The organism is uncultured Faecalibaculum sp., assembly GCF_910588395.1.
Lineage (GTDB): Bacteria > Bacillota_I > Bacilli_A > Erysipelotrichales > Erysipelotrichaceae > Faecalibaculum.
Genome location: NZ_CAJUPA010000011.1, coordinates 1 through 19,179, shown reverse-complemented (window position 1 = coordinate 19,179; position 19,179 = coordinate 1). Strand labels below are relative to the sequence as shown.

General features: G+C 55.2%; 18 protein-coding genes. 15 read left to right on the top strand and 3 right to left on the bottom strand.

The genetic code is table 11. The features are described from left to right. The first annotated feature begins 190 nt into the window (after positions 1-190). The 5 genes from QZ305_RS04280 to QZ305_RS04260 all read left to right on the top strand — a co-directional run bounded on the left by QZ305_RS04280 (position 191) and on the right by QZ305_RS04260 (position 5,525). Entirely contained in the window at positions 191-511 is a 321-nt protein-coding gene (locus QZ305_RS04280) for a hypothetical protein (protein WP_294730361.1), read from the top strand. 180 nt (positions 512-691) lie between these two features. Then, positions 692-2,014 (top strand): ABC transporter ATP-binding protein, encoded by a 1,323-nt coding sequence (locus QZ305_RS04275; protein WP_294730360.1) that lies wholly within the window; start codon positions 692-694, stop codon positions 2,012-2,014. 3 nt (positions 2,015-2,017) lie between these two features. Then, positions 2,018-2,911 carry a carbohydrate ABC transporter permease gene (locus QZ305_RS04270; RefSeq protein ID WP_294730359.1) on the top strand — a complete coding sequence of 298 codons (894 nt, stop codon included), beginning with the start codon at positions 2,018-2,020 and terminating at the stop codon, positions 2,909-2,911. A 9-nt stretch (positions 2,912-2,920) separates the two neighbouring features. Then, the gene (locus QZ305_RS04265) at positions 2,921-3,757 is read left to right on the top strand and encodes a carbohydrate ABC transporter permease (RefSeq protein ID WP_294730358.1); all 837 of its coding nucleotides are present in this window, start codon (positions 2,921-2,923) and stop codon (positions 3,755-3,757) included. A 160-nt stretch (positions 3,758-3,917) separates the two neighbouring features. Continuing rightward, on the top strand, positions 3,918-5,525 hold the full coding sequence (locus tag QZ305_RS04260; RefSeq protein ID WP_294730357.1) for an ABC transporter substrate-binding protein: 1,608 nt from the start codon (positions 3,918-3,920) through the stop codon (positions 5,523-5,525). 173 nt (positions 5,526-5,698) lie between these two features. Here QZ305_RS04260 and QZ305_RS04255 read toward each other — a convergent pair whose 3' ends face one another. Further along, positions 5,699-6,220, bottom strand: coding sequence for a TetR/AcrR family transcriptional regulator (locus QZ305_RS04255; protein WP_294730355.1), 522 nt, complete (start codon positions 6,218-6,220; stop codon positions 5,699-5,701). Between the two features lie 162 nt (positions 6,221-6,382). Here QZ305_RS04255 and QZ305_RS04250 point away from each other — a divergent pair, with 162 nt between their 5' ends. From QZ305_RS04250 to QZ305_RS04240, 3 genes are all read left to right on the top strand, one after another. Then, entirely contained in the window at positions 6,383-6,511 is a 129-nt protein-coding gene (locus QZ305_RS04250) for a hypothetical protein (RefSeq protein ID WP_294730354.1), read from the top strand. Between the two features lie 47 nt (positions 6,512-6,558). Next, on the top strand, positions 6,559-7,563 hold the full coding sequence (locus QZ305_RS04245) for an alpha/beta hydrolase (protein ID WP_294730352.1): 1,005 nt from the start codon (positions 6,559-6,561) through the stop codon (positions 7,561-7,563). 109 nt (positions 7,564-7,672) lie between these two features. Next, positions 7,673-8,458, top strand: coding sequence for a hypothetical protein (locus tag QZ305_RS04240; RefSeq protein WP_294730350.1), 786 nt, complete (start codon positions 7,673-7,675; stop codon positions 8,456-8,458). A 143-nt stretch (positions 8,459-8,601) separates the two neighbouring features. Here the strand turns inward: QZ305_RS04240 and QZ305_RS04235 are convergent, their stop codons facing one another. Beyond that, positions 8,602-9,432 carry a transposase gene (locus QZ305_RS04235; protein ID WP_294730349.1) on the bottom strand — a complete coding sequence of 277 codons (831 nt, stop codon included), beginning with the start codon at positions 9,430-9,432 and terminating at the stop codon, positions 8,602-8,604. 269 nt (positions 9,433-9,701) lie between these two features. Beyond that, complete coding sequence (locus tag QZ305_RS04230) at positions 9,702-10,919, bottom strand: LacI family DNA-binding transcriptional regulator (RefSeq protein WP_294730347.1); 1,218 nt, start codon at positions 10,917-10,919, stop codon at positions 9,702-9,704. Between the two features lie 112 nt (positions 10,920-11,031). Here QZ305_RS04230 and QZ305_RS04225 point away from each other — a divergent pair, with 112 nt between their 5' ends. The 7 genes from QZ305_RS04225 to QZ305_RS04195 all read left to right on the top strand — a co-directional run bounded on the left by QZ305_RS04225 (position 11,032) and on the right by QZ305_RS04195 (position 19,085). Continuing rightward, a complete protein-coding gene (locus QZ305_RS04225; protein ID WP_294730345.1) occupies positions 11,032-13,737 on the top strand; it encodes a sigma 54-interacting transcriptional regulator in 2,706 nt (901 codons plus the stop codon). Positions 13,738-14,326: 589 nt separating this feature from the next. Then, the gene (locus tag QZ305_RS04220) at positions 14,327-14,752 is read left to right on the top strand and encodes a PTS sugar transporter subunit IIA (RefSeq protein WP_294730344.1); all 426 of its coding nucleotides are present in this window, start codon (positions 14,327-14,329) and stop codon (positions 14,750-14,752) included. Positions 14,753-14,764: 12 nt separating this feature from the next. Beyond that, positions 14,765-15,235 carry a PTS sugar transporter subunit IIB gene (locus QZ305_RS04215; protein WP_294730342.1) on the top strand — a complete coding sequence of 157 codons (471 nt, stop codon included), beginning with the start codon at positions 14,765-14,767 and terminating at the stop codon, positions 15,233-15,235. A 45-nt stretch (positions 15,236-15,280) separates the two neighbouring features. Next, positions 15,281-16,066 carry a PTS sugar transporter subunit IIC gene (locus tag QZ305_RS04210; RefSeq protein WP_294730340.1) on the top strand — a complete coding sequence of 262 codons (786 nt, stop codon included), beginning with the start codon at positions 15,281-15,283 and terminating at the stop codon, positions 16,064-16,066. Further along, positions 16,047-16,868, top strand: coding sequence for a PTS system mannose/fructose/sorbose family transporter subunit IID (locus QZ305_RS04205; RefSeq protein ID WP_294730338.1), 822 nt, complete (start codon positions 16,047-16,049; stop codon positions 16,866-16,868). Before QZ305_RS04210 ends, QZ305_RS04205 begins: the two co-directional genes overlap by 20 nt. Before the next feature lie 135 nt (positions 16,869-17,003). After that, positions 17,004-17,999 carry an SIS domain-containing protein gene (locus QZ305_RS04200; RefSeq protein WP_294730336.1) on the top strand — a complete coding sequence of 332 codons (996 nt, stop codon included), beginning with the start codon at positions 17,004-17,006 and terminating at the stop codon, positions 17,997-17,999. Positions 18,000-18,017: 18 nt separating this feature from the next. Further along, on the top strand, positions 18,018-19,085 hold the full coding sequence (locus QZ305_RS04195) for an SIS domain-containing protein (protein WP_294730334.1): 1,068 nt from the start codon (positions 18,018-18,020) through the stop codon (positions 19,083-19,085). Positions 19,086-19,179 lie beyond the last annotated feature (94 nt).

Sequence of the window (19,179 nt, the reverse complement as noted above, 5' to 3'; positions counted from 1 at the left end):
TCAGCTTACGGGTATGGGAATATGAGTGGACAGCAGGTAGCGGAACTGGCAGTCGCTGATCCGGGAAGCCTGTGGTCAGCTCGCAGAACTGTATGATGCGGCGCATCCAGAGAGCGGTACCAGTCTGGAAGGGTATCTCAGCTTCTGTTCTGCTGATCTCCAGAAAAAATACCATCAACCGGTTTCCCGGGTGAGCAGTGGAGATCTGTCAGACGGGAAAAAGCAGGAACTGCTGAAGGAGATGAAAATCAAAGGCGGAGAACGACTGTATGAGCGGGAATATGGCCGGTTTCCCTTTCCGCTTTACTGCAGCTGGGCAGAGACCAGCCAGCCGTCAGAACCGATGCCGGCTGAAGTCACTCCGAAGCCGGCATCTGTGCACACGGCTTCTAGCAATTATGACGATGATGATGCTCTGAGCGACTATGAAAAAGCCCTGAGAGATTTGGAAGAGGCTCTGAGCGATTTTGAGGAGTACCTCTTCGTAAAGGACCACAACCCCTCGAGATGATCCTCGCCTCTCCCTCATCACATATATTTATATAAGGAAAGCCGGTGCCGGTTTCTGACACAATGTGCGGGACCGGCATTTTTTCATTTGCGGCTCCTGCCGTATATCCGGGCGCGTTTTGCGGGTCCGGACATCCATGTTATCCTTTTTCTGTAAATCACCATGAAAGGAAAACAAACGATGGAAATCGTACTGGATCATCTGACGAAAAAATTCCCCGGACGGGGAAAAAACAAACAGGAAGTCACTGCCGTCAATGACTTCACCTTCACCATTCCCGACGGGAAACTCGCCGCGCTGCTGGGGCCCTCGGGGTGCGGAAAAAGCACCACACTGAACATGATCTGCGGTCTGCTGAAACCAACATCCGGAGAGATTTTCTTCGGTGACAAAAACGTCACCGGGCTGCCCCCGGAACAGCGGGGCGTGGGCATGGTGTTTCAGAACTATGCCTTGTATCCGCACATGAGCGTGGAACAGAATATCCGCTTTCCCCTGGAGAACTTCCGGGGAAAGGACAAACTGTCCAAAGAGGAAATGAAGAACCGGGTACTGGAAGCCGCCAGACTGGTGCACATCGAAGAACTGCTGGACCGAAAGCCCTCCGAGCTCTCCGGCGGCCAGCAGCAGCGGGTGGCCATTGCCCGGGCTCTGGTGAAGCTGCCCAAAGTGCTGCTGCTGGATGAGCCGCTCTCCAACCTGGATGCCAGACTGCGCCTGGCGACCCGGGAAGAAATCCGCCGGATCCAGCAGGAAACCGGCATCACCACGGTGTTTGTCACCCATGACCAGGACGAAGCCATGAGCATTTCGGACCTGATCGTGGTCATGAAGGAAGGAGTCCTGCAGCAGGTGGATTCCCCGCAGAAAGTCTATGACGATCCGGCAAATCAGTTCGTGGCCCAGTTCCTGGGCACGCCGCCCATCAACATGTTCAGCGGGGAAGTCCGGGACGGAAAGCTGTGGATCAACAGCGAACCGGTGCTGAATGTTGCCGGCGACCAGAACGCAGTCATCGGTCATGTGAATGTGGGCATCCGGCCGGAAGGTTTCATCCTTCTGGAAAACGGCGCCCTGGGCAACGAAATGGTGCGGCCGGAGATCACCGGCCGGGATGTCTCTGTGATTTTCCGGAACAAAGCCGCCAAATCCGACGTGGTCCGGTCCATCATCTCTGCCGATGACTGGAACCACATCACTGGTGGAGAAGTCCGGTTCGATCTGAAACCCTCCAAGGTCTTTCTCTTTGATCCCGCCACCGGCAGCCGCATCCGGGTCACACTGGAGCCCCTGACCAGCACACACCTGGAAGCCCCGGCACAGCCTGTACCTGCGAAGCAGGAACAGGCGCCATCGGCACCAGAACCGGTCCCTTCCAGGGACAAAGCGCCGGTATTCGGGCGAACCCTGACCACATTCACCGTACTGACAGAAGACGGAGAAGCCGAAGCGGTGCTGGAAACCGATGCCGTGGATACCTATATTGGCACAGGTGAGGTCTGAGTCATGGAAAAACAGAACCTGAAAGCCTTTCTGTACCTGCTTCCGGCTTTGATATTTCTGGGTCTTTTCCTGGTGTATCCGCTGATTGACGTCTTTGTTTATTCCTTCGAGGAAGGATACAGCTCGGCCTCTCAGAGCTTTTTCGGTGTGGGGGACTACAACTACAGCTATGTCCTGCATGATCCGTATTTCACCCGGGCGCTGATCAACACCGTGGTCCTGGTGCTGGTGACGGTTCCGGTGTCCACCGGGCTGGCGCTGATGATTTCCTGCGCCCTGGTGCGGATCCGGAAACTGCGGAGTCTCTTTCAGACGCTGTACTTTCTGCCTTATGTCACCAACACCCTGGCGGTGGGGATGGTGTTCATGGTGCTGTTCAAGACCACGCCGTATTCCGAGGGAGTGGTGAACATGCTGATCCGTCTGGTGGGCGGCACGGGGGTGGACTTCATTGACGGTCCCTGGTGGGCGAAGATGTTTGTCCTGTGCTTCTATACGATCTGGATTGTCATGCCGTTCAAGATCCTGATCCTGACCAGTGCCCTGGCCAGCGTGAACCCGGTGTACTATGACGTGGCCCGGGTGGATGGCACAAGCCCCGGCCGGATTTTCCGCCGGGTGACGCTGCCGCTGATTTCTCCCTCGGTGTTCTATCTGGTGATCACGGGATTCATCGGTGCGTTCAAGGCCTACAGCGATGCGGTGGCACTGTTCGGCACGAATCTGAACGCAGCGGGAATGAACACGCTGGTAGGGTATGTATTCGACATGCTGTACCGGGATGGCGGGGGATATCCCTCCTATGCCTCGGCTGCGGCAATCATTCTCTTTGCAATCGTGCTCACCATCACCGTGATCAACCTGCTGGTGTCCCGGAAACATGTGCACTACAGCTAGAAGGAGGCCATGATGAAATTTCTGCGAAAGATAAAGCCTCTGACCTGGGTGTTGCTCGTTCTCTGGGCGCTGGTGGTCCTGTTTCCGTTTTACTGGATGGTGCTGACGTCCGTGAAGGACTACGGGGCTTACAACGCGGAGTACGTGCCGTCGTTTTTCACCCTGAGTCCGACGCTGGAGAACTACGTGCAGGTGTTCACGGAAGTGGACCTGGGACGGTATCTCCTCAACACGCTGATATTCACGGTGATCACCACCGGACTGATGGTCTTCGTGACGATTCTTGCCGCGTTTGCCTTTGCGAGAATGCAGTTCCGGGGAAAGAATCTGCTGTTCACGGCGTTCCTTGCGCTGATGATGATTCCCTCCGAACTGGTGGTCATCACCAATTTCCAGACCATCACGGAGTGGAACATGCGCAACACGTTTCTGGGGCTGATTTTGCCTTCGGTGACGTCAGTGTTCTATATCTATCTGCTGCGGGAGACCTTCGCCCAGGTGCCGGATTCGCTGTACTACGCCGCGAAGGTGGACGGAACCAGCGACTGGCGGTATTTGTGGAAGGTCATGGTGCCAATCTGCCGGCCGACGGTGGTGACGATCACGATTCTGAAAGTGATCGAGTGCTGGAACCTGTATATCTGGCCGTCGCTGATCACGGATGATCCAAAGTATTTTCTGGTGTCCAACGGCATTCAGGAGATCCGGGAAAGCGGATTCGGCCGTGCGAACATTCCGGCGATGATGGCAGCTGTGGTGGTGATTTCCATTCCGCTGATCGTTCTGTTTCTGATTTACCGCCGGCAGATCATGTCCGGGGTGGCCCGGGGAGGAACCAAGGGATGAGCGGGGCGGCCATTTTCCCTGTCATTTCCTGCGGGAAAATGACAGGGAAATCCGCCGTGCAGACGCACACAGCCCGCTGGATGCAGCTGGCGGGCAGCAGTCAGGCTGCCTGCAGAGGCGGAAGGTCGTGGCCTTCATCGGCATGGAAGGGAGAGAGGACATGAGTTTCGGAAGATGGATGAAAAAACTGGCGGCTGTCATAGCGTGCCTGGGCATGGTCCTTTCCCTGTCGGCGTGTCACGGGACGCAGAAGGAGTCCAGGGGATTCGAGGTACCGGAAACTTTTGATGAGTCAAAACCGGTGGAGATCACGTTCTGGGCGAAAAACGACACGAACAAAAACCAGACAGCGGTGTACAGGAAAGCCATTGAGGATTTCGAGGCGCTGTATCCGAATATCAGGGTGAACATGAAGCTGTATACGGATTACGGCAAGATCTACAACGATGTGATCACGAACGTTGCCACGGACACGACGCCCAATGTGGCAATCACCTACCCGGATCACATTGCATCCTATCTGCAGGGTGCGGATACGGTGGTGCCGCTGGATGAACTGATGGCAGATCCGGTGTACGGGCTGGGAGGCAGCGGGCTGAAGTTTGCGGGTCCGACCCGCGAGGAGATGGTGCCGGCGTTTCTGGAAGAAGGCGTGCTTCAGGATCATCAGTATGCGCTGCCGTTCATGCGCAGCACCGAGGCGCTGTACATCAACAGAACCCTGGTGGAGAAGCTGGGATACCAGATCCCGGATGTGGTGACCTGGGACTGGATCTGGGAAGTGTCACAGGCGGCGACAGCCAAAAATGAAGACGGGACCTATGTGGCCAATGGCCAGAAGGTGCTGATTCCCTTTATTTACAAGTCCACGGACAACATGATGATCCAGCTGCTGAAGCAGCAGAACGCCGGATATTCCACGCCGGAGGGAGACATTGAGCTGTTCAATGATGTGACCACGGAGGATCTGAAGCAGATTGCGGGTCAGGCGCAGAGCGGAGCGTTTTCCACGTTCAAGATCTCGGGGTACCCGGCGAATTTCCTGAACGCCTCCCAGACGCTGTTTGCGGTGGATTCCACTGCCGGCGCCACCTGGATGGGTGCCCATGCACCACTGTCGGATATCAGTGAAGATGCCTTCACGGAGTTTGAAACCGTGGTGCGGCCGGTGCCTCAGACAGATCCGGCGAATGTCCAGATGATTTCCCAGGGACCGTCCATTGCGCTGTTTGGCAAGGAGGATCCCCAGGAGGTGCTGGCCTCTTGGCTCTTTGCCCAGTACCTGCTGAGCAACGAGGTGCAGCTGGGGTATGCGAAAACCGAGGGCTATCTGCCGGTGACGCAGAAAGCCCTGCAGAGTCCGGAGTATCAGGAGTATCTTTCCCTGGCGGGAACAGATGACGATGAGCACTACAGCGTGAAGATCGATGCGGCCAGACTGCTGATGAACAATCTGGATCACACGTTCACCACGCCGGTATTCAACGGATCGGCAAGTCTGCGCAATGCGGCGGGGGAACTGGTGGAGAATGTGGTGAAGTCCACGAAGCGAAAGCAGACAGTGGATGATGCCTACATTGAGAATCTGTACGATGAAGTCAGTGCACTGTACCATCTGGATCAGCTGTCTCAGGCTTCCGGCAGTGAAAAGGACCTGGGTCCGCTGCCTTCTTCTTCGCTCTGGCTGCTGGGGATCCTGGGCGCAACCTGGGTGTGCATTGCCGTGTACTGGCTGATGGAGAAGCTCCGGAACCGGAGCAGGGGATAAGCCGGGTCTGTCTGATGCGGACTGTATCAGCGGTATGATTCAGTCTGCATCCGGAGAGCAGATCCGGATCCTGGTGAGATAAAAAAGGATCATGAGCGTTCGGTCACCTTTCCGGGGAGAGGGGACGGGCACTTTCATGATCCTTTTTCATGTTTTCTCCGCTGCTGTCTGTCTTAGGGCAGCAGTTTCACGATATCTTCTGCAGATTCCTGCATGCCCCGGTCGAGCCAGGTTTCAATCCAGCCATAGACCAGAAAAGCTGCATAGGCGGATGAATAGGCAGCTGCGGTTTCCTGAGACGGGTTGTATCCGAACTGTTCCAGCAGTGCATCCTTCAGCAGCCAGGTCAGTTTTCGCCGATGGAGGAGTTCGTAAAACTCTTTCTGCTCCTCCAGATGCCGGAAAAGGCATCCGACAGTGTTCCTGAAGGAGGAAGGAGTTCCATCGGACCCGGAAGGGATCCATTCGCCGGACAGACGACGGATGATCTGAATCAGAATATCCTGCCGGCTGCGGAAATTCCGGTAGAAGGAAGTCCGGCCGACTCCGGCGTGACTGCACAGGTCTCTGACTGTGATTTCCTCCAGTTCCTTTGTTTCCAGCAGCTGCAGCATCGACGCTTCCAGATGCCGGACTACATACAGATTCCGCTGTTCGCTGCTGAATGGTGAAACATTCTGTGGGTTCTGTTCCATTTTCGTTTTCTGACCTCCTGATGTATGTTCCGAAGAACAGTCATGGTAGAATTTGCCAGTATCCGGAACACGTGTTTCAGAGAAACATGTGTTCCGGATACTGGCAGCGAAACAAGTATACGGTTCGCTGCATGCATTGTCAAAAGGAAAGGAATAGGAAAAATGACACAAAAAAGAATACTGATCCTGGCAGCTGTCATGCTGGCCGGCGCCGTGGCCGGGCGTCTGGCAGTCAGAGGCGGGATCAATCTGCTTATTGGCGGAACGCTGTCCGGGGGCAACTTTCTGTGAGCCTGGAGGGAAATGGAAGTGAAAAAAAGAGACGGGGGAGCCGCCTGATGTGGACGATGATTTATGTACTTGCCTTTACAGCTGCCTTTGCAGGGTCAGCCTGGTGGAAACTTTCGCAGGATCCCACCCATGGCAAATACAAAACTGTCTGGAATGATTCAGTGGGGACAGTTCATGAAGACATGGCGTATGGTCCTGGGAAGCTGAACAGATTCGATTTGTATCTGCCGGCAGATGACAGTCAGAACCGGTATGGTCTGGTGGTGTATCTGCATCCCGGCGGTTTTACAGGCGGGGACAAAGCGGGAGACAGAGACATGTGTGAATGGCTGACGGCAAAAGGATATGTGTCTGCCAGTATCAACTATACGGTTCTCAGCGGGGAAAACCCTGCCGCCAGCGTGGATACAATGTCCCGGGAAATCCGGGAAGCCATTCCGGAAGTTGTGAAATCGGCTGCAGCTCTGGGATATCCGGTGGATGAGATGGCGATTGGAGGCGGATCAGCGGGGGATACGCTGGCCATGATTTATGCTTACCGGGATGCGGCGCAGTCACCGGTTCCCGTGAAGATGGTGTTCGGGTCTGTGGGACCTTCCAGTTTTCATCTGGAAGACTGGATCAATATGGGACAGGATCCTCATAAGCCGGTCTCAGTGGACCCGGAAGCGGATTACAGCGGGATTGCCGGACTGTTTTCCGCCATGTCCGGGAATCCGGTTACAGATTCGATGCTGAAAAATGGAACCTATCGGCAGGCGATGAAGCAGATAGATGCAGCTTCCTGGGTCACACCGGATTCTGTACCAACGGTGGAAGCCTATGGAGCCTGGGACAAGGTGCAGCCTTTTGCGGCCTCGCTGCGTCTGAAGGATGCACTGGAAAAGAATGGAGTTCCTCATGAGTTTTTCATCATGGAACACTCCGGGCATGGCCTGCAGAATGACACCCGGGAATACATGACATTCATGGACACGGTTTCTGAATATCTGGAGAAATATATGCCGGTCTCCGGGAATCCGGTACAGAGTACAGATCGTCAGACCCGGTGAAAGCACCGGTCATTTGGTCCAAAACCGCAAAAACGGTTCAGAGAGACGGGGCAGGTGCCGTATAATGAAACATGGAAGGCAAAGACAAGACTTTGCCGGGAGGAAATTGATGATGAACAAACACTGGCTGCCTGCGCTGCTGCTGAGTGCCGGACTGGCACTGACGGGATGCTCGAGTTCCGGAGATGGCGAAGCAACAAAGGACAAGACCACGGAGACGGAAACGGATCCCGCTGCAAAATCCGAAGGTGTGATGACCTATCAGGAATACATGGATGCCGAACTGGAATCCGAGGTGGATATCGAAGCCTACGTGCAGGCCAAACAGTCCTGGTGGGAGGACAAAGCCACGATTTACGCTGCCGATCCGGATGGCGCCTACTTTATCTACAATGCAAATGTCTCCGAGGATCTGTACAAGGAGCTCAATGACGGTGTGAAGATTCGTGTAAAGGGCTACAAGACAGAGTGGTCCGGCGAAACGGAAATCGCGGAAGGCGCCGAGGTGGAAGTCGTGAAAGACGGTGGCACCTGGAATGAGCCGGTGAAGGACGTCACGGAGTACCTGGGCAATGAAGAAGAGCTGATCAAGTACCAGAACCAGAAAGTGGAATTCAAGGACATGACCATTGAACCGGCGGAAGACGGTTCTGATGCGGCGTATCTCTACAACTATGACGGTTCCGGAGAAGAAGGCGATGACCTGTACTTCAGGGCGTCCAAAGACGGCAAGACGTACACATTCACCGTTGAATCCTATCTGTGCGACAAGGATTCCGATGTCTACAAGGCTGTGAAGGAGCTGAAGGTGGGCGACAAAGTCGACATGGAAGGCTTCCTGTACTGGTATGAAGGTGCCAACCCGCACATCACCAGCGTGACGGTGCTGAAGTAGGCAGATTTGTCAGCAAACAACTGAATATGCGAAAGAGGCCGCATTTCTGGAGGAGGAGATGCGGCCTTTTTGGGCGGGTATTGCTTTTCTGTATTTGCCAACCTGACTGCAGAGACATAAACTTACTTGATAGACTACAAAGCTCAGTAAGCCATTGATTGATCCATAGACTCTTCGATGCTTTTGAAGTTGGAAATGATGTGATCCAGCGAAGACAGATGTGTGGAATCTGATTCAAACTTCTGTGCATCTATCAGTTTTCCGGTAATATCCAAAGCCAGATTGGCTGAACTCTTGTCGCAATGTATAACACAGTCATTCCGGATCTTTTCTTCCGGAAAGCATGTCAGTTCACCCTTGTTCTCACTGAATACGATTCGGAAGCGGACCCCATCTGTTGCTTCAAAGACATCCATGTTCTCCTGGTCATCATCCCAGATGTAACGCTTCACAGCTGCAGCAGCTACTTTCACCTTACCCGCTGCACCCCAGCCTCGTTTTCCGTGTTTAGCGCCACCACATGTGAAAACGTCCAGCTCTATGGCATCGCAGTCAGTAACGACATGGCTGTTGTTGTCTTCATTCTGTGCCTGCTTGATCTTCTGGAGCATGAGTTTCGTGGTGTTGTAACTGACTCCAGTGAGATCACTTATGTATCTGGCTGAAGTACCGGTCTTGAAGATCGCATAGACGAACAATACGAGGATCCAGGAAAGCAAAGGAGCTTTGGTGCCTTCAAGGACAGTACCTGCAGTCACAGATTCCTGATGGCCACAATGGGAGCACTGATATACGGTACGGAGACCGCCCTTTTTCCGCACTACTTTCATACAGTGAATATGACCACATTTAGAGCATACGAAACCAGAAGACCACTTCAGATCAAAGAAGAACTTCTCAGCGTTTTCGGGAGAAGAATACTGTGAATAAACATCAGCGATAGACATATCTTTGAACTTGGATTTTTGAAACATGGGAAGGCCTCTTTTCTGTAAAGATTATCCCTCGTGAACTTGCACCATTAGTGCTTTAAATCCAGATCTCTGAGCTTCGTAGTCTATCAAGTAAACTTAAATCACAATTGAAAACCGAAAGGTTTTTGTCAGGGGCTGATTTCGCATCGGCTCCCTGTTTTTTTTATTGCCTTCTCAGACTCTGCCTCCAGACCCGCCATCGAAAAAAGACGCGGATCCACTCCGCGCCTCTTCAGTTTATGCTCCTGTTCTGCCACCATCGGCACTTTTCACTTCTTCCTTCTCCGGCTGGAGGAGGGGATCCCCAGCTGCCCGCGGTACTTCGCAATGGCCCGCCTGGACACCTCCATGCCCAGGGCCTCGAACTGATCTGCCAGATACTGATCCGAATACGGATGCCGCGGATCTTCGCTGTGGATGAATGCCTGCAGGGATTTCAGGACGGAGTCCCGGCTCGTGCCGCCCTTTGTCTGCGATACGAACAGGTCCTTGACCGCATGCACTGTGCCGCCCCAGAGGTAGTGCTTGTTGGAAAGAGTCCGGGACACGGTGGATTCGTGCACGCCAGTTTCCTTTGCGATGTCCTGCAGGGTGCAGGGTTCGAGCTCGTCGCCAAAGAGAAAGTGGTTTTTCTGGTGCTCCACCAGGGCGTTCATGAGCACCAGCAGCGTGGCTTTCCTCCGGCTCAGGGCGTCCACAAAGAAGTGAGCATCTTCCAGGAATTTCCGGAAGACCGGATCCTGTTTCACGGACTCCGCACTGGACTGATCCAGGGACAGGGTGCCGCTATCCGGCAGCTGAATTTCCACGGAATCCTCATGGCGGATGAGTTCGAAGTCCGGCAGCAGCAGTTCGGCCCGCGTGCGGTCATAGGCGTGACAGGGATTGAGCTGACAGCTGCGGATCACCCCGAGCAGTGCCTCGATCCGGGCGTGGGACCACCCTTCCTGTTCCCGGATCATGTGCAGGTCTCCGCTGATCAGGGCTTCCGGGTAGGTCTTCATGAGGTGCAGCGCATCTGCTTCTCCCATCCGTTCAAGCTGCAGGAGCACGCTCTCGAGCTGCGATCTGGCCCCCACCCCTGCGGGTTCCAGAGACTGCACCACCCGCAGCTGGGCGGCAAAGTGTGTCCCGCTGCACTGCATCACGGCACTGCCCGCCTGCACGGACTCCCGGAACAGACCGTGGTCGTCCAGAGACTCGATGATGTAACTGCACACCCTGCCATCATAGGGGGTGCGAAGGGTATGGAGCTGCAGGTACAGGTCCTCCTTGAGCGAGACGGGCAGAGCGAAGGATTCTTCAAGCATGGCATTCAGGTCTTTGCCTGGACGATAGTCCAGAAAGGGATTGGTGGAGGTCAGATCGCGGATGGCCTCCAGGAGTTCCTTTTCATTCATCTTCAGGATATCCAGGGATTTTTTCATAGACTGGTTCAGTGACAGAGTCTGTTTCTGTGTCTGCTTATTCAATAGTTTCCGGGGCATGGTCTGCACCTCCTTCACTCATAAATAAGCAAGATTCATGCCAATGTTTGTGGATTTTCGGGCGTTTGACAACGCTTTTTTTGTGTCTATACTAACACTCAGGTGAACGAACATGCAGGAAACGATACAAAACGCAATACAGGAACATACGCAAAACGGACAGTTCAGCCGTCTTTCCGTCGCGGAACTGTCCTCGCAGCTGAGTCTTCCCAAAAGCCGCGTCACACAGGTTCTCCAGCAGCTGCTCAAGGCGGGTACCATTATCCGCGCGGGACAGAAACCGGTTCTGTTCCTGGACCGGGCCGTGCTGGAAGAGAAACAGGGATCACCCATTGAAGGGGATGCGATCCGCAACCTGGATCAGTGGCTGGCGGCGCAGACAGACCAGGCGCAGGACTTTGACAAGCTCATTGGCCATGACGGCAGTCTCTCCTCGCTGGTGGAACAGTGCAAGGCAACCGTGGCCTATCCCCCCAACGGCCTGCCTCTGATTCTGACGGGAGAAACCGGCACGGGCAAAAGCATGATTGCGGGACTTGCCTATGAATACGCCCGCAACCATGACCTCGTGAAGCCGGAGAGCCGCTTTGTGGCGGTGAACTGCTCGGAGTACGCCAACAACCCGGAACTGCTCACGGCCAATCTCTTCGGCTATGTCAAAGGGGCCTTCACCGGGGCAGACCAGGATACACCGGGGCTCCTGGAACTGGCGGACGGCGGCGTGCTGTTCCTGGACGAAGTCCACAACCTGAAGGGAGAGTGCCAGGAGAAGCTCTTCCACTTCATGGACCAGTCGGTGTATCACCGCATGGGGGACAACAAGACCTGGTACACCTCCAGCGTGCGGCTGATTTTTGCGACGACCGAAGATCCGGAAAAGGTGCTCCTCAAGACTCTCCAGCGGCGGATCCCCATGAAGCTCGCAGTCCCCAACCTGGCCGTCCGGGGCAATTACGAAAAGCTGCAGATCATTCTGTCCATGTTCGCCCGGGAAGAGGAGCGCCTCAAGGTGCGCATCCGGCTCAGCAGCAGCGTTATCCAGCTGCTGCTGTCCTACCCCTTCCCGGAGAACATCGGCGGGCTGAAAAGCACGATCCAGTCCAGTTGTGTGAATGCGCTCTTCCAGACAGATGAAGAGAAAGTCATGCGCATCAGCCTGAAGAACATTCCGGATTCCGTGATCCAGTATTCAGCTCTGGAAACCCTCATGAAGCCGCGGGAACTCAGCTGGCATAGCATTGACGAACTCCAGCATGAACTGGAGAATGTGCGGACACCCTTCAGTTTCTTCGAATCGGTTCTGAAAACGCTGGAAACCACACAAGATTTCGAGGCGGATTTCCGGGGGGTCCAGAAAACCGTGCTGCATCATTTCAACCGGAGTCCCCGCAAGGCAGCCCTGACTCCGTTTGAGACAGCGTTCCTGGCCATTGTGCGGGAGAAATGCAGCCAGTATCACCTGGACTTTCCGGAAAAGGACCGGCAGCTGTATGAAACGGCGTTTGTGGAGCTGCTCTCGGTGCCCCGGGGTATCGGCCTGCTTCTGCAGTCGCGAGCCGTGCAGATGGAAGACGTTATGAACCGGCTGCGGACAGAGGCCTTCAAGTATTTCTCCCTGGTATCGGACATCCGACAGGAGACACAGGAGTGCCTGGAAACAGACCTGAACCCGCTCCAGTGCCTGATCATGACTGCACTGGCTGCCATGGCCGGCCGGAGCCAGCCCGCCCCCCGCCGGATGGGTGTGATTCTGGCACATGGGGAATCCAGTGCCAGTTCCATGGCCATGTGCGTCAATCAGTGGCTGGAGACACATGTCTTTGACGCGATCGACATGCCCCTGTTTGTCAGCCAGGAGGAAATCAGCCGACAGCTCAATGACTGGCTGCAGAAAATGGAAGGCATCGAGGAGCTGTTCCTGCTCGTGGACCTGGGCAGTCTGGAGCACATTTACCGGAATCTCAACATCCGCAATGTGAACATCGGCATCATCAATTCTCTGAGCCTGAAGCTGGCCCTCACGGTGGGACAGGACATCCGCAACCAGACACCCATGGAAAAAGTGTTCGAGCGGGCAAAGGCGCTCTCAAGTATCGAGTATCACATCGAGCGCAACCGGGAGAAGCCCAGAATGATCATCTGTTCCTGCGCCAGCGGCCTGGGGGTGGCGGAAAAGCTCCGGGGAGTCATTGTGGATTCCCTGCCGGAAGACAGTGCGATTCGGGTCATGATCTATGACTACAACACCCTGCAGCAGGAAGGGATGGCGTCTCCGGTGTTTGAGGAGAATCAGGTGATTAGCATCGTGGGGACGCTCAAGCCGGAGGAGATCACGGTGCCCTTTGTGGCCCTGGAGGACCTGATCCTGCAGGAGAACACGAACCGGTTTGACGACAGCTTGCGTCCATACATGGAGGCGGAGGAAATGCGGGTGTTCAAAAAGAACATCGTCAAGAATTTCTCGCTGTCCAACATCATGAACTCCCTGACGATTCTGAATCCCGCCAAGCTGCTGGAGCATGTGGCGGATGCCATTGACCGGCTGCAGAACCGCCTGGGTGTGAGTCTGGGCAACAACACCTGCTTCGGCTTATATGTGCATGTGAGCTGCTTGATCGAGCGCCTGGTCATGAACCGGGGCATTGAGGTCTATGGCAATGCGGAGGCATTCCAGCGCGAGCAGAAGGACTTCATTCAAGCCGTGGATGACTCCTTTGCGGATGTGCAGAAATTCTATGGCATCCGGATCCCGGTGGAAGAAACAGGCTACATGTTTGACTACATCAAGAACGACCCCAATTACGAAAAGCGTGTCTGAAGCGGCACGCTTTTTTCGTATCCTGAAACCCGAAACATTCACCTGGTCATTACAGCTGAATCTGGAAGCATAAAACAACAGGACATTCCCGGAATACAAGGGTGGCTTTCAGTGACTGTTATAGTCGGGAACAACGTGTTCCTGGTCTTTTCTGTCCCGCTGCCGATGCAGGCAGATGCCGGCCGCCGGATCCGGGGAGCGGGGCAAGAAAACGCGGAAACCGGGGCAGGATGGCACAGGACTTGCTGGTATGGAAGTGACGGGAAGCTTACGGACGGTGACGTCTGTGGGCAGGCATCCGTAGAAAGTGCAAAAAAAACCTTCTGATGCATCTGGTCTGGCACAGATTTTGCTTGTATGGAAGTGAACCCGTCGCCGGCACAGGTGACAGCGTCCGGGGAACGAAAAAACACCCGGATGTCTGATACTGGCACAGACCTTGCTGGTATGGAAGCGGACGCATTCACGTCTTTGCCGCACAGGCTGCGGCCGGGTTCAGAGGATTACGGAAAAAACATCCGGATTCTCTGAATCCGGCACGAACCTTGCTGGTATGGAAGTGAAGGGAAAAACAAGAAAGGAGGTCCATATGCGGAACATTATTCTGGCATCTCATGGAGAGTTCTCGAAGGGACTGAAGGATTCAGTGAGCATGATCGTCGGCGACCTGGCCGATTCGATCCGGACATACAGCCTGTATCCCTCCTGTTCCCCTGCGGACTACATGGAAGAAATGACAAAGGAGATCCTGGATCACCCGGAGGACGAATATGTCTTCCTGTGCGATGTGAAGGGCGGCAGTGTGCACAGTACCCTGTCCCGCCTGTGCAGTCACAGAAACGTGGTGGTCTACAGCGGTACAAACATGAACCTGGTGCTCGATCTGCTGCTTTCGGCACCAGGATCCCTCTCGGGAAACACCGAAACCCAGGACAGACTCATTGCCTCGGGCAAAGAAGGCATCGAGGTCCTGGATCACAGCCGGCTTGAAGCCGGGGAAGAAGAAGACTTTTAAGGAGGAACGAACATGATCAAAAAACTGCGCGTGGATCACCGCCTGCTGCATGGACAGGTTGCCTTTTCCTGGACCAGCGCACTGAACGTGGACTGCATTCTGATTGCCAACGATTCCGTCATGAAAGACGAACTGCGCAAGACCACCCTCAAGATGGCAAAACCCAACGGCGTGAAGCTGGTGATGAAGAACATCGAAGACAGCATCAAGGCCATCAACAGCGGTGTAACAGACAAATACAAACTCTTCATCGTGGTGGAAAGCATCGCCGATGCAGCTGCCCTGATTGATGGTGTGGAGTCCATCAAGGCGCTGAACCTGGGCGGCACGAAGGCCACCGACAAAACCCGGAACATTTCCAAGGCCATGAACGTGACCCCGGAGGAAGAGGACATCCTGAAGAACCTGGTGGACAAGGGCATCGACGTGACCATCCAGATGGTGCCGGAAGACTCCGCGGTGCCTGTCATGAAGGCACTCTGAGAGACAGCTGATACACAGAAAACCTGAAAGAGAGAGGAAAACAACATGCTGATACAAGCGATACTGCTCGGTCTGGTTGCCATGCTTGGCAACGCCGAATACCTCTTTGGCACCTGCCTGCTCTCCCGTCCCCTGATCATGGGCACGCTGACAGGCATCGTGCTGGGCGACATCGAAGCCGGTGTCCGCATTGGTGCCACCATGGAGCTGGCCTTCATGGGCGCGTTCTCCATCGGGGCAAGCATTCCCCCTGAAATGATTTCCGGGACGGTCCTGGGCACGGCGTTTGCCATCACCACGGGATCCGGTCCGGAAACGGCTCTGGCCATTGGCTTGCCGGTGGCTTCGCTGGTCCTGCTGGCGAAAAACTTCGGCATGGTCTTCATTCTGCCGCCCTTTGTGCACAAGGCAGATGAATGTGCGAAGAACGACAACATGCAGGGCATCGCCGTGGTGCATTACCTGGCCGGTTTCTTCGGCGTGAACCTGATCATCGGCCTGTGTGTGGCGATTGGCTACTACGTGGGATCTCCGGCGATCGAGGCATTCCTGTCCATCATCCCCGAGTGGATCTCCAAGGGTCTGGAAATCACCATGGGACTGCTGCCGGCAATCGGTTTCGGTCTGCTCATGAAGATGATCATGAACAAGGCCAATGCCTGCTTCTTCATTCTCGGTTTCGCGATGAGCGTGTACTTCAACCTGCCGGGCACAGGCATTGCCATCCTCGGCGCGATTCTCGCCATCGTACTTACACAGATCAAACGGTCGCAGACCATGCAGACGGCTGTTGCACAGGGAGGATACACAGATGACGACGAAGACTTCTAAGAAGCTGGAAAGAAAACAGCTGATGTCCGTGTTCTGGCGCTCGTTCGGACTGGAATGGGACTGGAACTATGAACGGCAGATGAACATCGGCTACTGCTACAGCATGCTGCCGGTGATCAAAAAACTCTATGACGATCCTGCCGAACAGGAAGCGGCGATGAAGCGTCACCTGGAGTTCTTCAACACCACCCCGCAGCTGGCGACTCTGATTCTGGGCATCACCGCGGCGATGGAAGAACAGAACGCCAACGATCCGGATTTCGACACGCAGTCCATCAACGACGTGAAGGTTTCCCTGATGGGACCTCTGGCGGGCATCGGCGACTCCTTTATCTGGGGCACACTGCGGATCATTGCGACGGGTGTCGGCCTGTCTCTGGCGACACAGGGCAACATTCTGGGTCCGATCCTGTTCTTCCTGATCTTCAACATCCCGGCACAGGGCCTGCGCTACTACCTGATGGGTGCCGGCTACAAACTGGGAAGCGGCTTCCTGGCGACACTGCAGAAAAGCGGCTGGATGGAGATGCTGACATATGGAGCATCGGTGCTGGGTCTGACGGTGATCGGTGGCATGACGGCACAGAATGTGGCCATCAATGTGCCGCTGGCAATTGGCGCGGGGGAAGAAGCGACGACCATCGGCGATATCTGCAACACGATCATGCCGGGGATCCTGCCGCTGCTGTTCACCTTCGGCATCTACTACCTGCTGAAGTTCAGGAACGTGAAAACCACGACACTGCTGGTCGTCTTCATTCTGATCGGCTTCGCGGGGGCCTTCTTCGGCATCCTGGGATAGCCTGATGAAAGGCCGGAAGCAGGAACTCTCTGCTTTCCCGCAGGCCGCGTGACGGACAGCCCGGCCGCGGCACAGACACAACAGAAAAAAACAGATACAGATACAGAAATACAAAGAAAAAGGAGGAACACAACCATGATGAAATTCAACGAACAGGAAAAAATCGACAGCGTCAAAGGCGCACTGGCGCTGCGTCCTCAGATCGAGGAGATCGTGGACGGCATCTGCGAAAACGGCTACAAAAACATCGTGTGGCTGGGCATCGGCGGCACCTGGGCGAGCGCGCAGCAAGCCACGGTGCACATGAAGGAAAAAACGGGCATCGAGACCTGGGCGGAAAACGCTGCGGAATACCTGACGACCGGTAACAGGCGGATCGGCGAGGGCAGCGTGGTGATCACGTCGTCCGTGACAGGCAATACTATTGAAGTGGTGGAGGCTGTGAAGAAGGCGAAGGAAGCCGGCGCGACGGTGATCGGATTCATTGATGCACCGGAGGCCGAACTGGCAAAGATGGTTGATCACGTGATTTCCTACAAGCAGAACGAACAGCTGAAGTTCTTCATGACCGCTGACCGTTTCATGAAAAACGCCGGTGAGTTCGATGACTACGACGAAATGTATGCGGAATTCGATCAGTACCTGCCGCAGGCCCTGGTGGAAGTGGAAAAAGTGGCGGAGCCCTTTGCAGCGGAGTTTGCGAAGAAGCACTGGAATGATGACATTCACTACTTTGTGGGCGCCGGTAACCAGTGGGGCGCGACCTATTCCTACGCCATGTGCTACTGGGAAGAGCAGCTGTGGATCAAGACCAAGTCCATCACCTCTCCGGAGTTCTTCCACGGCATGTTCGAGATCGTGACAAAGGAAACCCCTGTGACGGTGTATGTCGGGGAAGACAGACAGAGAAAGCTCTCCGAGCGTGTGGTGAACTTCCTGCCCCGGATCTGTGGCAACTACACGATCATTGATACGAAGGACTACGAACTGAAGGGAATCAGCGAGAAGTACCGCGGCGACATCTCCCACCTGGTGATGCACGCCGTGAACAACCGGATCGATGTGCACATGGAAGACGAGACAAAGCACCCCATGGAAATCCGCCGGTACTACAGAGCCCTGGACTACTAGGATACAGGAGACGGTTCCATGAAACGGACCATGCAGGATTACATACGGGAGTCTGCCGATACCTGCCGCAGACTGCTGACAGATGATGCGCTGTGTGCACCGGTGGTGGATCTGTGCAGACAGAAAAAGCCTGAAACGATCTGGCTGGTGGCTTCAGGCTCGAGTTATAACGCCTGCGTCTGTGCGCAGCCGTATATGCAGCGGTGGATGGATTCAAAAGTGGAGCTGATGACTCCATTCACCTTTCTGTATTATACCCCGGGGATCCGGGAGGACGACCTGGTTCTGGTGATCACCCAGAGCGGGCTCTCCACTAATGCCATTGCGGTGCTGGATGTCCTGCGGGACAGGAACAACGTGATCTGCCTGACGGGAAACCGCAACAGTGATGTGAAGGACCACACCGCCTGTGTGCTGGAGTACGGTGTGGGGGAAGAGCTGGTGGGCTACGTCACGAAGGGTGTCAGCACACTGTGTCTCTACCTCATGCGCGTGGCACAGATCCTGGCAGACCGTCCGCTTGAGGAGTTTTATACCGCCCTGGAGACCTTCGCAAACGCCGTGACAGACACACAGCGGTTTGTGGACCGGCACTTCCGGGCCCTGTCCTCCATGCAGACGGTGTACTGCCTGGGAGCCAAGAACAGCGCGGGTGTGGCTATGGAAGCGGCGCTGAAGATCGGGGAAACCGTGCATGTTCCGGCGTTCTTCTACGAAGCGGAGGAGTTCATCCATGGACCCAATCTGCAGCTGACACCGAATTACACGATGTTCTTCTTCGACAGCAACGACCGGGCCTCCGGCCGGATCCAGGCGATCTGGGAAAGTGCCTGTCTGATCAGCGACCGTGCGTACCTGATCACGATGGACCCAGCCCGGAAAGGCCGGGACAATGTCCTGTTCCTGGAGCCGGCGGCGGATTCGCTGTTCACTTCCTTTGCGGCGCTGCCCTTTGCGCAGCTCGTGAGCGCGGAAATCAGCGGTGCGCTGCACAGTACGATGCAGCATCCGCTGCTGAAGCAGTTCAAGGAACATACATCGGCCAAGACGGAGAATTTCGTCAACTACGATGGCGACGAGGCGTGAGGAATCACGCCTTTTTTGTGTCTGCCCGGCATGGCACACATCTGGGTGGTGAAAGTCCACTATGGGAGCGTATCATCGCGACCGCTAACCATTA

Excerpts from the sequence above, each read along its gene's own strand:
- QZ305_RS04275 (WP_294730360.1), top strand. The coding sequence starts at position 692 with ATGGAAATCGTACTGGATCATCTGACGAAAAAATTCCCCGGACGGGGA.
- QZ305_RS04270 (WP_294730359.1), top strand. The coding sequence starts at position 2,018 with ATGGAAAAACAGAACCTGAAAGCCTTTCTGTACCTGCTTCCGGCTTTG.
- QZ305_RS04265 (WP_294730358.1), top strand. The coding sequence starts at position 2,921 with ATGATGAAATTTCTGCGAAAGATAAAGCCTCTGACCTGGGTGTTGCTC.
- QZ305_RS04260 (WP_294730357.1), top strand. The coding sequence starts at position 3,918 with ATGAGTTTCGGAAGATGGATGAAAAAACTGGCGGCTGTCATAGCGTGC.
- QZ305_RS04255 (WP_294730355.1), bottom strand. The coding sequence starts at position 6,220 with ATGGAACAGAACCCACAGAATGTTTCACCATTCAGCAGCGAACAGCGG.
- QZ305_RS04250 (WP_294730354.1), top strand. The coding sequence starts at position 6,383 with ATGACACAAAAAAGAATACTGATCCTGGCAGCTGTCATGCTGGCCGGC.
- QZ305_RS04245 (WP_294730352.1), top strand. The coding sequence starts at position 6,559 with ATGTGGACGATGATTTATGTACTTGCCTTTACAGCTGCCTTTGCAGGG.
- QZ305_RS04240 (WP_294730350.1), top strand. The coding sequence starts at position 7,673 with ATGATGAACAAACACTGGCTGCCTGCGCTGCTGCTGAGTGCCGGACTG.
- QZ305_RS04235 (WP_294730349.1), bottom strand. The coding sequence starts at position 9,432 with ATGTTTCAAAAATCCAAGTTCAAAGATATGTCTATCGCTGATGTTTAT.
- QZ305_RS04230 (WP_294730347.1), bottom strand. The coding sequence starts at position 10,919 with ATGCCCCGGAAACTATTGAATAAGCAGACACAGAAACAGACTCTGTCA.
- QZ305_RS04225 (WP_294730345.1), top strand. The coding sequence starts at position 11,032 with ATGCAGGAAACGATACAAAACGCAATACAGGAACATACGCAAAACGGA.
- QZ305_RS04220 (WP_294730344.1), top strand. The coding sequence starts at position 14,327 with ATGCGGAACATTATTCTGGCATCTCATGGAGAGTTCTCGAAGGGACTG.
- QZ305_RS04215 (WP_294730342.1), top strand. The coding sequence starts at position 14,765 with ATGATCAAAAAACTGCGCGTGGATCACCGCCTGCTGCATGGACAGGTT.
- QZ305_RS04210 (WP_294730340.1), top strand. The coding sequence starts at position 15,281 with ATGCTGATACAAGCGATACTGCTCGGTCTGGTTGCCATGCTTGGCAAC.
- QZ305_RS04205 (WP_294730338.1), top strand. The coding sequence starts at position 16,047 with ATGACGACGAAGACTTCTAAGAAGCTGGAAAGAAAACAGCTGATGTCC.
- QZ305_RS04200 (WP_294730336.1), top strand. The coding sequence starts at position 17,004 with ATGATGAAATTCAACGAACAGGAAAAAATCGACAGCGTCAAAGGCGCA.
- QZ305_RS04195 (WP_294730334.1), top strand. The coding sequence starts at position 18,018 with ATGAAACGGACCATGCAGGATTACATACGGGAGTCTGCCGATACCTGC.